At 61.4% G+C, this 12,894-nt stretch carries 12 protein-coding genes; 5 read left to right on the forward strand and 7 right to left on the reverse strand.

Annotation, left to right across the window (positions count from 1 at the left end; all coding sequences use genetic code 11):
* Position 1: 1 nt before the first annotated feature.
* Complete coding sequence (locus tag ACHZCU_RS02855; RefSeq protein ID WP_319517564.1) at positions 2 to 508, forward strand: TRAP transporter small permease; 507 nt, start codon at positions 2 to 4, stop codon at positions 506 to 508.
* Positions 505 to 1,755 carry a TRAP transporter large permease gene (locus tag ACHZCU_RS02860; RefSeq protein ID WP_319517565.1) on the forward strand — a complete coding sequence of 417 codons (1,251 nt, stop codon included), beginning with the start codon at positions 505 to 507 and terminating at the stop codon, positions 1,753 to 1,755. Before ACHZCU_RS02855 ends, ACHZCU_RS02860 begins: the two co-directional genes overlap by 4 nt.
* 7 nt (positions 1,756 to 1,762) lie before the next feature.
* Here ACHZCU_RS02860 and ACHZCU_RS02865 read toward each other — a convergent pair whose 3' ends face one another.
* The 3 genes from ACHZCU_RS02865 to ACHZCU_RS02875 all read right to left on the reverse strand — a co-directional run bounded on the left by ACHZCU_RS02865 (position 1,763) and on the right by ACHZCU_RS02875 (position 6,078).
* Entirely contained in the window at positions 1,763 to 4,417 is a 2,655-nt protein-coding gene (locus ACHZCU_RS02865) for a family 78 glycoside hydrolase catalytic domain (protein ID WP_319517566.1), read from the reverse strand.
* Between the two features lie 30 nt (positions 4,418 to 4,447).
* On the reverse strand, positions 4,448 to 5,119 hold the full coding sequence (locus ACHZCU_RS02870) for a GntR family transcriptional regulator (RefSeq protein ID WP_319517567.1): 672 nt from the start codon (positions 5,117 to 5,119) through the stop codon (positions 4,448 to 4,450).
* Positions 5,120 to 5,181: 62 nt separating this feature from the next.
* Entirely contained in the window at positions 5,182 to 6,078 is an 897-nt protein-coding gene (locus ACHZCU_RS02875) for a dihydrodipicolinate synthase family protein (RefSeq protein ID WP_319517568.1), read from the reverse strand.
* A 157-nt stretch (positions 6,079 to 6,235) separates the two neighbouring features.
* On the opposite strand from ACHZCU_RS02875, the gene ACHZCU_RS02880 reads away from it, so the two are divergent.
* The 3 genes from ACHZCU_RS02880 to ACHZCU_RS02890 are packed head-to-tail and all read left to right on the forward strand — an operon-like array spanning position 6,236 to position 9,058.
* Positions 6,236 to 7,225 carry a sialic acid TRAP transporter substrate-binding protein SiaP gene (locus ACHZCU_RS02880; RefSeq protein ID WP_319517569.1) on the forward strand — a complete coding sequence of 330 codons (990 nt, stop codon included), beginning with the start codon at positions 6,236 to 6,238 and terminating at the stop codon, positions 7,223 to 7,225.
* A gap of 6 nt (positions 7,226 to 7,231) precedes the next feature.
* Entirely contained in the window at positions 7,232 to 7,738 is a 507-nt protein-coding gene (locus tag ACHZCU_RS02885; protein WP_106311937.1) for a TRAP transporter small permease, read from the forward strand.
* A 15-nt stretch (positions 7,739 to 7,753) separates the two neighbouring features.
* Entirely contained in the window at positions 7,754 to 9,058 is a 1,305-nt protein-coding gene (locus ACHZCU_RS02890; RefSeq protein ID WP_319517570.1) for a TRAP transporter large permease, read from the forward strand.
* Positions 9,059 to 9,361: 303 nt separating this feature from the next.
* Here the strand turns inward: ACHZCU_RS02890 and ACHZCU_RS02895 are convergent, their stop codons facing one another.
* Genes ACHZCU_RS02895 through ACHZCU_RS02910 form a run of 4 tightly spaced genes read right to left on the reverse strand, consistent with a single transcriptional unit; the run spans position 9,362 to position 12,700 of the window.
* On the reverse strand, positions 9,362 to 9,790 hold the full coding sequence (locus ACHZCU_RS02895) for a VOC family protein (RefSeq protein ID WP_319517571.1): 429 nt from the start codon (positions 9,788 to 9,790) through the stop codon (positions 9,362 to 9,364).
* A gap of 16 nt (positions 9,791 to 9,806) precedes the next feature.
* Positions 9,807 to 10,589, reverse strand: a complete 783-nt coding sequence (locus tag ACHZCU_RS02900; RefSeq protein WP_106311946.1) for a FadR/GntR family transcriptional regulator — start codon at positions 10,587 to 10,589, stop codon at positions 9,807 to 9,809.
* 8 nt (positions 10,590 to 10,597) lie between these two features.
* Positions 10,598 to 11,671 (reverse strand): Gfo/Idh/MocA family oxidoreductase, encoded by a 1,074-nt coding sequence (locus ACHZCU_RS02905; RefSeq protein WP_319517572.1) that lies wholly within the window; start codon positions 11,669 to 11,671, stop codon positions 10,598 to 10,600.
* Between the two features lie 9 nt (positions 11,672 to 11,680).
* Positions 11,681 to 12,700, reverse strand: coding sequence for a Gfo/Idh/MocA family oxidoreductase (locus ACHZCU_RS02910; RefSeq protein ID WP_319517573.1), 1,020 nt, complete (start codon positions 12,698 to 12,700; stop codon positions 11,681 to 11,683).
* Between the last annotated feature and the right edge of the window lie 194 nt (positions 12,701 to 12,894).

Consider the following 12,894-nt stretch of genomic DNA (forward strand, 5'->3'; position numbering starts at 1 on the left):
CATGCTGCGGGTGCTGGCGTGGATTGACCGTGCGCTTGGCGCACTGCTGAAGCCGGTGGTCTTCGCCGGCATGGCGGGCCTCAGCCTGGTGATCACGCTTCAGATCGTATCGCGGGTGGCCTTCACCTCCGTCCCCTGGACGGAGGAGGTCGCCCGCTTTCTTCTGATCTGGACCACCTTTCTCGGCGCAACGCTCGCCTTCCAGCAAGGCCGTCATATCGCCGTCAGCATCCTGCGCGACCGCCTGCCGCCGCTGCCGCGCCGCATCGTCGCGCTCGCCGGCACGCTGGTGATCCTCGCCTTTCTCGTCATGCTGGCCATCATCGGAACCCGATACATGAACGTGCAGAGCTTTCAGCGCTCGCCGTCGCTGCGCCTGTCGATGTTCTGGGTCTATGCGGTGATGCCGGTTTCCGCCGTGCTGATGGCGGTTCTGGCCGTCATCGACGTGGTGCGCATTCTTGCCGGCAAGGAACTGCGCGACGCCCCCGGAGAGCTTGCGGAATGACGCTGCTGCTGGTTGCCCTTTTCGTTCTGTTCCTGCTGATGGGCATTCCCGTCGCCATCGTCATCGGCGCGGCCACCTCGATGGCGCTCAATGCCGCCAATGTGCCGCTGATGGTGGTGCCGCAACAGATGTTTGCCGGCATCAATTCGTTTGCGCTGGTGGCCGTGCCGATGTTCGTGCTCGCCGGCGACATCATGGCGCATGGCGAAATCTCCCGCCGGCTGGTCGCCTTCGCCGATGCGATTTTCGGCTTCGTCAAGGGCGGGCTGTCGGTGGTCTCGGTTCTGGCAGGGATGTTCTTTGCCGCGATTTCCGGCTCCGGCGCGGCGACAACCGCAGCCGTTGGCGCCAGCCTGGTGCCCGAGCTGAAGCGCAAGGGCTACGATCCGGCTTCCGCTGCCTCGCTGATTGCCGCCTCGGGCACAATCGGCGTGGTGATACCGCCGTCCGTGCCGATGATCCTTTATGCGGTGATCGCACAGGAATCGGTGGCGAAACTGTTTCTGAATGGCATCATTCCCGGCGTCGCCATGGGGCTCGGGCTGATCGGCATCGCGCTTGTGCAGGGCCACCGCCGCGCCTATCCGCGCGGAACCGAGCTGAACATCCGCACGATCCTGAAAACGCTGAAATCGGCAAGCTGGGGCCTGATGGCGCCGGTCATCATTCTCGGCGGCATTTTTTCCGGCATCTTCACGCCCAGCGAGGCCGCGGCGGTCGCCGTCAATTACGCCGTCATCGTTTCGCTGTTCATCTATCGCGATCTGTCGCTGCGCGATCTCTATCGCATCGTCGTGAAGGCCGGCGTGACCACCGCCGTCATCATGTTCGTGATTGCGGCCTCGTCGGTGCTGAGCTGGACGCTTTCGAACTGGCAGGTCCCGGGCGCCATTGCCGATTTTGCGCTGTCGCTCTCGGGCAATGTCTATCTTCTGCTGCTGATCGTGATGCTGCTGATCCTTCTGACCGGCACCTTCCTGGAAACGGCATCCGCGCTGATTATACTCACGCCCATGCTGCTGCCACTGGCCGCACAGATGGGTCTCGGCACGGTTCATTTCGGCATCATCATCGTCGTCGGGCTGGCAATCGGCATGGTGACGCCGCCGGTGGCGGTGAACCTGTTCGTGGCCTCCACGACCGCAAACCTGCCGATCGAGCGGATCATCCGGGCCGTCATTCCCTATCTCGCCGTACTGCTCGCCGTCTATCTGCTGATCGCCTTCGTGCCGCTGATCCTCGGCTGAGGGACGGTTAGGCAGAAAGCGTGAAGCGAACGCGATGCGTTCCGGGCGCAAGCCGGGTTCGCCTGCCGTCAAGCAGCGCGCCATCGACCACGACATCGCGCACGCCTTCGGGCAGTTCGACATCGGCGCTCACCGAGGGCGGCAGCACCAGCTGCCATTCGCCTTCGTCGCCATTCACGCGCCAGTTGCTCTCGATCACGCCTGTCCGCGCTTCATAACGGGCAGCAACATGGCCAATGCGGCGGTCGAAGACGGGGCGCGCCAGAACCGCGCGATAGCCGGGTTCGGCCTCGTTCCAGTCGATGCCGGCAAGGCGCGACCATATCCACTCGCCCACCGCGCCATAGGCATAATGGTTGAACGAGTTCATGTTCGGGCTCTGGAAGCCGCCCTCCGGCGTCCAGCCATCCCAGCGCTCCCAGATCGTGGTTGCGCCATGGCGGATCGAAAAGCCCCATGAGGGATAGGTGTCCTTCAGCAGCAGATCGATCGCGCGCGCCGGACCGATGTGGTCGGCCACCACCGGGCAGACATGCCGCACGCCCAGAAAACCGGTCTGCAAATGCCAGTCCGCCGCCTCGAAAAGCGCTTCCAGACGCGCGGCGGCCTGTTTGCGCATCGCTTCCGGCAGGATCGCGAAATCGAGCGCCAGCAGATAGGCCGTCTGGGTATCGGAGGTGAGCTTTCCGTCGTTCCAATAGGCCGCGACAAAGGCTTTTCGAAGTTTCCGGCCCAGCGCCTGCCAGCGCTGGCGGTCACGCCCGGTGGCGCCGGCGATCTTTTCCATCAGGTCGGCCAGATGCACCCAATAGGCGCTTGCGACCAGAAAGGGATCAGTTTTCGGGCCGACATTCAGCCAGTCGCCGTAGTTGTTGTTATTGCGGTTGACGCGCAGGCCATCCGGATTGGCCGCCTCGATATAGTCCATCCACGCCACGAGCCGGTCATAGACCCTGACGAGCAGGGCGCGGTCGCCATAGCGCATGAAATGATGCCAGGCCATGATGACGGGCGCATCGCCCCATCCCGGCGCACCGGGCTGCGGCGTCAGGCGATAGGGATTGAGCGGTTTGGTCGGCGCGACATCGGGAAACGCCCCTTCGTCCGACTGGCCGTCGATCAGGTCTTCCATCCACTTCGAGAGGAAGGCCTCGACATCCATGTTGTAGCCGGCCGTGCGCCAGAACACCTGCGCATCCGCCGACCAGCCATAGCGCTCGTCGCGCTGCGGGCAGTCGGACGGCACGGAGAGGAAATTGCCGCGCTGGCCCCAGAGGATGTTCGAAAGCAGCTGATTGACCAGCGGATGGCCGGTCTCGATTTTGCCGCGCACGGGCGTATCGGTCTGGATCGCGATTGCCGTGAGGTCCGGCTCGCCGTCCGTCTCACCCTCGACGGAAAGGCCCGCATACTGAAAGCCCCGGAAGGTGAAGCGCGGCTTGAACACTTCCTCGCCTACGCCTTTGGCGATGTAGATGTCTTCGTTGACCGCATAGCGCATATTGTCGAGATAAAGCGCGCCGTCATCCTGCAGGCGTTCGGCAAAGCGCAGCCGGAAGACGGTTCCCGCCGGGGCCTTCACCTTCAGTTCGGCAAAGCCGGCAAGGTTCTGCGAAAAATCGTAGATCCGCATGCCGTCTTTTTCATGCAGGAAACGCCCGGCAAACCGGGCCACTTCACGAGCGGGTTGCACGCGCTGGGCATCGAGCACCGGCGCGCCCGGCTCGGGAATGAAGGCTTCGACCGGTTGCCATGTTGACGTATCAAAGCCCGGCCTGTCCCAGCCTTCGATTTCCAGCCGCGCGTCATAGGCCTCTCCCGCCAGAAAATCGCTGTAAAGGATCGGCCCCTGCGCCGTCTGCCAGTTGCCGTCGCTGACAATCCGCTCGATACGGCCGTCGGCATATTCGAGATGGATCTGGCACTTGAAGGCCGGGCGGCCGCCGTAATGATTGCCCGCGCGACGCTGATTGTGGCCGATCCGGCCCGAATACCAACCCTCTCCGAGGATCGCGCCAATGACGTTCTCACCGCCTGCGAACATCCCGGTCACATCGAATGTCTGGTATTCGACGCGGGTGTGATAATCGGTCCAGCCCGGCGCCATCACATGATCGCCGACACGCGCGCCGTTGATCGAGAATTCATAAAGACCGAGTGCCGTCACATAGGCAAATGCGCGCACCGGTTTCTCGCCAAGCCTCACACTCCGGCGCAGATAATCAGCCGGACGCGCCTGAAAACGGTTGTCGTAGCGATTGCCCTGCGGCACGTCGCGGCCGGCCGGCAGCACGAAATAACGCGCGATCCATTCGGCCTGCCAGTCTTCCGCCCGAAGCCCGGTGAAAAACCGCACAGGCGGCGCGAAACCCGTCGTCTCCCCCGTCTCGTCCCAAAGCTGTACCGACCACCAGACCGACAGGTCGGAGGCCGGCGGCGGACCGTCCCAGGCAACACCCGGCCAGCATCCTTCGCGCCTGCCGCTGTCCCAGAGATCGCCCTTTCCCTCGGCAACACCACGCGGGTCGGTCCCGGCGACAACGCGAAAGGCCCGCTGCTCCCGCGCGTCTCCGCCCAGGCCCCATGAAAACCGCGGCATTTCGCCGTTCAGCCCGGCCGCCTCGTTCAGGGCGGCAACGCGCAGGCGCAAGGGTTTCAGCATCGTCCGGTTCCCGTTGTCTTGTTCAGGATTTCAAAGTTCGAGGGCGCGATTGCGCGCATTGCGCACATGCGCATCCATCGCCTCGACGGCCGCCGCCCGGTCCCGCTTCTGAATGGCATCGATCACCGCCAGATGGTCGCCGAAGGCTTCCGGCAGCACGGTTTCATTGAGCCGGATCCGGTCAAGCTTGATCAGCCGCATGCGTATGGCGTTGATGTTGTAGGCGTTGCGCAGAAGCTCGTTGTCAGTGGCGGAAATCAGAAGGTTGTGGAAGCCGGTATCGATCTCCTGCCCGCGCGCCAGCAGTTCCGGCGTCGGCGCCTTTTTCACTGCTTCGATCATCTCGGCATGCAGCTTGCGCTGGCTTTCCAGAACCGTGTCGGACATGTCCTTCACGGCATGGATCACCGCCTCGCGCTCAAGGGCGGCGCGCATCTGAAAGGTGTTGCGGATCATCGAAAGATCGATCGCGGGGATCAGAATGCCACGCTGCGGCAGCACGCTGACCAGCCCTTCGGCCTGAAGGCGCGGCAAAAGCTCCCTGAGCGCGCCGATCGACAGGTTCAGCATTTCGACAAGCGCGCGCTGGGAGACCATCTGGCCGGGCCGCAACTGCCCGTTCATCAGCGCCTCCTGAAAGAGGTCGTAGGCCGCATCCTTCACGCCCGCGCCGCCAGCTTCGGCTGCACCTTGTTTTGCCACGGTTCATCTCTCCCTCTTTCGGCCCGGACAGCACCATGGCGCTGCCCCTGCCGTCAACCCGTTCAGCCGGAGACCGGCTCATGCCCGATTGCCGCATGCACCTTCTCCATATCGGCATCGCTCGCCGGAGAAAGCGGCGGCAGCGTGCGCCTGAAAGCGTCGTCATTGTGCATTTCGGCAACCAGCGCCTTCAAAACCACCGTACCGCCATAGCCGTCAACAGCCTCGATCCGTGCCTTGGCCCGGGCCCTCAACGCATCCGTGACTGGTCCGGTATAAAGCTGAACTGTATCAGCGGGATAAGGATTTGTCATACCGCCGATCATACCAGCGCCGCCGGCGGCCACCATATCGGGCAATATCCGGTCGTCGCCGGTAAAGATCGACAGTTGCGGGAAGGCTTCGATCAGCTTCAACCCGTCGGCAAGATTGCCGGTGGAATCCTTGATGCCGATGATTCGCTTTCCGAACCGTTCCAGCATCACCTCCACCTGCGGCACATCGAACGTGACGCCGGAAAAATGCGGGAAGTTATAAAGAACGATCTCGATATCCGGCGACCCGGCGCGCTCGATCATCGCCTCGTAGAAATCGGCGACAGCCGTGCGCGACGACGGCGCATAATAATAGGGCGGAATCACCAGAGCCGCACGCGCGCCGACCTGGGTGATCGCGGTCAGCATGTCGGCGGCCTCGTCCAGCGCGGAAGCGACCACGCCCGGGATATGGCGCTTCATGTCCATGCCGGTCCCGGCAAGCGCCCTCAAGGCCGCGGCTTTCTGGCGGGTCGAGAGTGAAGCGCCCTCACCCGTCGTGCCGAATTCCGAAACGAAGGAACAGCCCTCCGCCAGCACGAATTCCATATGCGACTTGAGGCGCTGAACATCGATTTCACCGGCAGCCGTCACCGGTGTCACGCACGCCCCGACAACACCTCTCAGATCACTTTCCGCCAGCATGATGTTCCTTTCCCGCGTATTGATCGGATGTTTTATCCTATAACTGATACAATCAGTATTTACATCAGTGATCGAAACCCGTAAAGTCTATTTTGCCCGCCGGGACATTTTGCTAAATGAGGGGCCCGGCTGACCTGACGTTTAGGGAGGAATGATTTTGAAGAAGTCACTTATCGCCAAGGCGCTTCTGTGCTCGGTGTTCATCGCAACGCCCGCTCTGGCCCAGGACCCGATCGAGTTCAAAATGACCGTGCCGAGCGTGCCGACCGACCTGCACACCAAGGCGCTGCACGTTTTTGCCGAAGAAATCGAAAAGGAAATGCCCGGCGCATTCGACGTACAGATCTATGATTCGGGCTCGCTGTTCGGCCAGGGGGCCGACCTTGACGCCCTGCAGCGCGGCAATGCCGAAATGACCTATGTGTCCTATCAGCTGATCGCCGACGCCCTGCCGCAATACGGTCTTCTGACCGCCGGCTACCTGTTCCAGAGCCCGGAACACTATCGCGCCTTCCTCGACAGCGATATTGGCGAAGAATTCAAGCAGACCGTCTCCGACGAGATGGACATCCAGCTGCTCGACGCCTGCTATCTCGGCACCCGCCAGTTGAACCTGCGCAACGAGATGGACATCCAGACCCCGGATGATCTGGCTGGCGTCAAGCTGCGCATGCCGAGTTCGGATGCATGGCTGTTCCTCGGTCAGGCGCTTGGCGCCAATCCGACGCCGCTGCCCTTTGGCGAGGTCTATCTTGGCCTGCAGACCGGCACGATCGATGCCCAGGACAACCCGCTGCCGACCGTCGAGGCCGCCAAGTTCTACGAAGTCACAGACCAGATCACGCTGACCTCGCACCTCGTCGACGCCATCAACTTCTCCGTCTCCAACATCTTCTGGGAAGAGCTGGACGACGCGCAGAAAGACGCCGTCACCAAGGCCGCCAAGGCTGCCTGCGACTGGAACAATGCCGAACGCGTGAAGGTCGAGCAGGATCTTGTCGCCTTCTTCGAGGAGCAGGGTCTGGCCGTCACCACGCCGGATGTCGATGCATTCCGCGCCCATGTTCAGGAGGCCTACATGAATTCGCCGCGCGCGGCGGACTGGCCCGAGGGCTGGGTCGAAAAAATCAACCAGCTCGCCGAGTGATCCGCCATGCCGGCCCGAGACAATGCCAATGCCCTGCGCAAGTGGGGCATTTTTCTAAAGGCGGTCGCGGATACGATCGGCGCCCTGTTCTTTCTGTCGGCCTTCGTCGGCTTCATCATCCAGATCTTCTACCGCTACGTGATGAACCGGCCGCTGTTGTGGACCGAGGAATTCACCATGATCGCCTTTGTCTGGGCGGTTTTCTGGGCAGCCGCCTTCTGCGTGCCGATCCGCGAGCATGTCTCCTTCGATGTCGTCTATGACATCGTTCCGGAGCGTACGCGCCGGCTTTTCACCATGTTTTCCATGGTGATGCTGATTGCCGCCTTTGCCCTGCTGATCCCGTATACCTGGGACTATCTCGACTTTCTGACACGCAAGAAGAGCTCGGTTCTGCGCATTCCGATGAACTGGGTCTATGGCTGCTACCTGCTCTTCCTGTTCGGCTTCACCGTCCAGGCGATCTGGCGGCTCGTGCGTCTTTTCGGGCCCAAATGGACCGAAGAGATCTGACGGGGGACTTTTGACATGGCATTTCTTTCCGAGCATGCGCTGATCGTCATGCTGGTCATCATGGTGACGATCACCATCACCGGGCTACCCTTCGGCATCTCGATGATCGTCGCCAGCATCTTCTATCTGTTCCTGGCCGGCCGCGATGTGGGGCTTGCCGCCGAAAACGTGCTGAACGGCGTTTTCGGCAATTTCGTCGCGCTCGCCGTGCCGCTGTTCATCTTCGCCGCCAATGTGATGAACGAGGGCAAGATATCCGACAGACTGTTGGACTTTGCGCTCGCCGTGGTCGGCCGGCTTCCCGGCGGCCTGGCGCAGGTCAACATCTTCACCAGCCTGATTTTTTCCGGCATGAGCGGCTCGGCGATTTCCGATGCTGCGGGCGTGGGCAAGATCATCACCGAAATGATGATGAAGGAAAACCGTTATCCGCGCGGTTTCGCCGGTGCGCTGACCGCCGCCTCCGCCGTTGTCGGACCGATCTTCCCGCCGTCGATCCCGATGGTGTTTTATGCGCTGATCTCATCGACATCTGTCGGCGTGCTGTTCCTCGGCGGCGTCGTGCCGGCGATCCTGATGTGCACCGTCATGGCGATTGCCGTCGGCATCATGGCCAAGGTGCGCGGCTTTCCGATCGAACAGGCCGTGCCCTTCCGCGCCCTGCCGCTGATCATCATCCGCGCCTTTCCCGCATTGCTGATGCCGATCATCCTGCTCGGCGGCATCTATTCGGGTATTTTCACGCCCACCGAAGCGGCTGCCGTTTCAGCGCTCTACGCCCTGCTGCTGGCTGTCTTCGCCTACCGGGTGCTCGGCCTGAAATCCTTCTGGAACGTGGTCGTTTCCAGCATGAAGACCACGGCCGTGGTCACCATGGTGCTGTGCGGCGCCTTCATCTTCAATTATGTGATCACCGTCGAGCGCGTTCCCCAGGCCGTCTTCCACCTGTTCGAGAGCTTCCAGCTTGAAACCTGGCAGTTCCTGATCCTGCTCAACATCCTGTACCTGCTGCTGGGCTGCATCCTCGATGTCTCGACGATCATGCTGGTGGTAACACCGCTGTTCATTCCGACGGCGGCAGCACTGGGCATCGACCTCAACCATCTCGGCGTGGTCCTCGTCTTCAACATGATGATCGGTCTGATCACCCCGCCCTACGGCATATTGCTGTTCATCATCAAGGCGCTGAACGGGATACCGCTGTCGGAAATGATCCGGGAAACATGGTTCTTCATGGCCATCCTGATCACCATGCTTCTGGCGCTGACTTTCATTCCCGGCCTGACCCTGTGGCTGCCGCGCGCGGCGGGCATGCTCTGAGGGCACGCAGAAAAAAACAGCCGGTCCAGAGATAGACCGGCTGTCAGATTATTGGCCCGCCTTCCCCGGCTCCGCGTCATCCTCAGGCTTTACCCGAGGATCCAGGCGGCATGGCGCATGGCTTCGAAAAATCATTCAAACTCAATACCTTGATCGAAATGGATGCTCAGATCAGGTCCGAGCATGGCACCTGTGGGACGGTCGACTGCAACACGAATTCCCGTGTCTCTCGCCCCGCCGGCAGTCTGGCACCCGATCCAGAAACAGACCGGCCGTTTCGCACTTTGCCGATGCAGAAATGCTTCAGCGCTCCACCAGCTCGATCAGAATGCCATCGGGATCACGGCAGAACGCCACCTTGCTGATGATATCCCGGTTATAGGCCTGACGCGGAGCCTCGACCATTTCCACACCCGCCGCTTCCAGCCTGCGGTAAAGTGTTTCGACATCATCGAAGCAGAAGGTCAGGTGGCGCAGGCCGGCGCGGCCGGCGGCAACGTCTTCCGCCTGAAGCGCGCCTGTGGCCGGGCCCATGATCTCCAGCATGGCATTGCCCGCATCGAGGAAACAGAGCTGGTGGCCGGCCGGCCGCCGGTCGACCGGTTCCCCATCGGACCGCTCGTCGCCCGACCGGCGCACGACCAGTTTCAGGCCCAGCAGATCGAGATAGAAATTCAGGCTCTTGTCGATATTGCTGACGGTCATGCCGACATGTTCGAAGCCCTTCAACATGGATTTCAGAACCTCCTCATTCGTCCGTTTCGCCGGATGAGAACTGCCCGAGTTCATCGGCCTTCAAAAGCTCATCCTTGACGTTGTTGATATGGCGCGCCATGGCGTCGCGCGCCGCTTCGCTGTTTCGCATTTTCAGCGCTGCAACGATGGCGTAGTGATCGCCGATCCACAGGGCCCGCAGGCGCGGTGCGTGAATATAGCGGTGAACCCGCTGCCACATGCGCGAGGAATCCCGCTGGTCCCACAACGCCTGCACCATCGACAGGATAATGGCGTTGCCGGTCATGTTGGCGATGGAGAGATGAAACTCCCGATCCCCCTTCTCGTTAACGGCCACTTCGTCGGTTTCGAGCTGCATGCGTTCGATACAGTCTTCCAGCTCCATGATGTCGTAGCGCGTGGCGCGCTCGGCCGCGAATGCTGCGGCACTCGTTTCCAGGGCAAGCCGCGCCTCCAGCAGCTCGAAAGGACCGGGACCGATATCGGTGTTGAGCGCATCGAAGGAGAGCGCGTTGACATGCGCCGGCAGCACGATGATGCCCGCCCGACCGCGCACCTCGACAATGCCGCGCATTTCAAGCGCGATGACCGCCTCGCGCACAACCGTGCGGCTGACTTCAAGCTGCTCGGCAAGTTCCCGTTCAGACGGCAGGTGCCAGTCGGGCGTCGCCTGGTTTTCCTCGATCATCCGGGCGATCCGCCGGGCAACGACCTGATAGAGCCGTTTGGCGGCCAGCAGGCGCACCTTGCGGCCATCGCCAGCCCGTTCCTCCCCGTCCTTTCGGTTTTCCTGCACGGCGTTCGCTATCCCTGTTGTGGCAGCCACGAGCCATAGAGCGGGTGGTCTGCCGTAATCGGCATCGGCGTGGCGCGGCCGGTGCGATCGGAATGGTAGGCCGCCGTTACCAGTTCCAGAGAATTGCGGGCATCGTCAAGCGTGACGGGCGGTTCGCCGCCTTCGACGAGCGCATGATAAAACAGTTCGAACTGGCGGGTATAGCCATCCTCGGTCTTCGGCATTTCGGCAAGCGCCGCCTCCACCAGCCTCTGGTGAGCCTCATCCACGGCAGTAAACCGCCAGGGATCACGGGCCACGGTATACGGATCGAGAATGCTTTCCACCGTCACCTTCTCGAAGCAGAAGCGCAGGCGGGAAATCTCCTCATGCGAATTGAGTGTCATGGACAAGGCAGCCAGCGAACCATTCTTCATCCGCACCGCCAGCGCCATCGTATCCTCGGTCTCGATCGGATTGTTGAGCGTGGCGCCATAGGCAAAGACCTCGTCGCAGGGGCCATGAATGTAGTTCAGCATGTCATGCGCGTGAATGGCATGCCCCAGCAAACCGCCGCCAAGCTCGGTCTTCCACTTGCCGCGCCATTCGACGGCAAAATATTCAGGCGGCCGCCACCAATGCGTCTCGATCGTGGTCAGGAAGGCACGGCCCGTCAGACCAAGTTCGACAAGGCGCTTCAGTTTCTGCAGCCCCGCGCCGTAGCGATACTGAAAGATCGGCATGATGGTCCTGCCCGTTGCCCTGGCAACATCGCTGATCGCATCGATATCGGCGACCGAGCCGAACAGCGGCTTTTCGCAGATCACATGCTTGCCGGCCTCAAGCGCGCGTCGGCTCAGATCGAAATGGCTGTGCGGCGGGGTGCAGATATCGATTATGTCGATATCGTCGCGCGCAAACAGCGTATCCACATCCTGCGTGTATTCCGATATGCCGAATTCATCGCACAGCTTGCGCCCGCGGTCCTCATCCAGTGAGCACAGCACGGGCACATCGAAAAGCTCTGCATTCCATCTGAACCCTGTCAGGTGCCGCTCGGCGATGCCGGCGCCAATGACGGCGACACGAAACTTCCTGGTCATGATCGCCCCCTACCCTGCCCGGCGCGGGGAAATGTTCTCGGCCTTCGCCTGCGCTGCGAGCGACAGCCGGCAAACCTCGAAGACATGATCCTGGCTCATCGCGGTTTGGGTGCGATCGCGCACATCGGCAATAAATTGTCCGAAATATTCAATCGGCTCTGCCGAGCAATCGATATATTCGACACCCGCCTGATTGACGAGAAACAGGTGGTCCTTGCCCGGACGCCCGGCGATATCGATATACTTGCGCAGCTCGATATAGCCATCGGTTCCCAGTATGGTCAGCCGCCCGTCGCCCCATGTCGGCAAGCCTTCGGGCGTGAACCAGTCGACACGGATATAGCCGGAAGCATGATCGCTGCGCAGCAGCACTTCACCGAAATCCTGAAACGCCGCGTGCTGTTTGGTACCGAAATTGCCGATGCTCGATGCGGTGACTTCACCCGTCGCAGAGCCGGTGAAAAACAGGAACTGATCGATCTGGTGAGAGGCGATATCGACGATGATGCCGCCGAAGCGCTCGGGCTTGAAGAACCAGTCCGGGCGCTTGTCGAACTGTTTGCGGTGCGGCCCCATGCCGAGCGTCTGCACCACCGTGCCGATGGCCCCCTCACGGACCAGCTTGCCGGCCTTGACGGCAGAACGCACGCACAGACGTTCGGAAAAGCAGATCGAGAAAATCCGCCCGGTGCTTTCGACCGTGGCCTTGACGGCGGCAAGCTGCTCCGGCGTGGTCACGCCGGGCTTGTCGACCATCACATCCTTGCCCGCTTCCATCGCGCGGATCGCAAGCCCCGCACGGTCGGCGGGGATGGCGGCGATGCAGATGACGTCGATATCGGGATCAGCGAAAATCGCATCCCGGTCGATCACCGGAATGTCCGGATATGTCTCCCTGAAACCATCGACAAGAGCCGGAACGGAAGTCTTGTCACAATAGCCGACAAACTCTCCACCGGCGGCAAGCAATCCCTTGACCTGATCGAAAATATGCCCGTGATCGATCCCCACGACAGCAAATCGCAGCATTTGACGTATCCTCCGCTATGCCCAGACCGCCACGCAGCCGACCGCACAAACCGGCCGGCAACCGCAGCATCACCTCCACTTTGGACAGACCAGATATAATTGCGGCGATTTTGTCAAGACAGATACTGCCGCATAAACGGTCCAAAACGGCCAAAATGTTAGCTATTTCGGGAGAATGAACGCGATCTTGATGC

It is taken from the genome of uncultured Martelella sp. (genome assembly GCF_963677965.2).
Classification (GTDB): Bacteria; Pseudomonadota; Alphaproteobacteria; order Rhizobiales; family Rhizobiaceae; genus Martelella; species Martelella mangrovi.

Excerpts from the sequence above, each read along its gene's own strand:
- ACHZCU_RS02855 (WP_319517564.1), top strand. The coding sequence starts at position 2 with ATGCTGCGGGTGCTGGCGTGGATTGACCGTGCGCTTGGCGCACTGCTG.
- ACHZCU_RS02860 (WP_319517565.1), top strand. The coding sequence starts at position 505 with ATGACGCTGCTGCTGGTTGCCCTTTTCGTTCTGTTCCTGCTGATGGGC.
- ACHZCU_RS02865 (WP_319517566.1), bottom strand. The coding sequence starts at position 4,417 with ATGCTGAAACCCTTGCGCCTGCGCGTTGCCGCCCTGAACGAGGCGGCC.
- ACHZCU_RS02875 (WP_319517568.1), bottom strand. The coding sequence starts at position 6,078 with ATGCTGGCGGAAAGTGATCTGAGAGGTGTTGTCGGGGCGTGCGTGACA.
- ACHZCU_RS02885 (WP_106311937.1), top strand. The coding sequence starts at position 7,232 with ATGCCGGCCCGAGACAATGCCAATGCCCTGCGCAAGTGGGGCATTTTT.
- ACHZCU_RS02890 (WP_319517570.1), top strand. The coding sequence starts at position 7,754 with ATGGCATTTCTTTCCGAGCATGCGCTGATCGTCATGCTGGTCATCATG.
- ACHZCU_RS02895 (WP_319517571.1), bottom strand. The coding sequence starts at position 9,790 with ATGTTGAAGGGCTTCGAACATGTCGGCATGACCGTCAGCAATATCGAC.
- ACHZCU_RS02905 (WP_319517572.1), bottom strand. The coding sequence starts at position 11,671 with ATGACCAGGAAGTTTCGTGTCGCCGTCATTGGCGCCGGCATCGCCGAG.
- ACHZCU_RS02910 (WP_319517573.1), bottom strand. The coding sequence starts at position 12,700 with ATGCTGCGATTTGCTGTCGTGGGGATCGATCACGGGCATATTTTCGAT.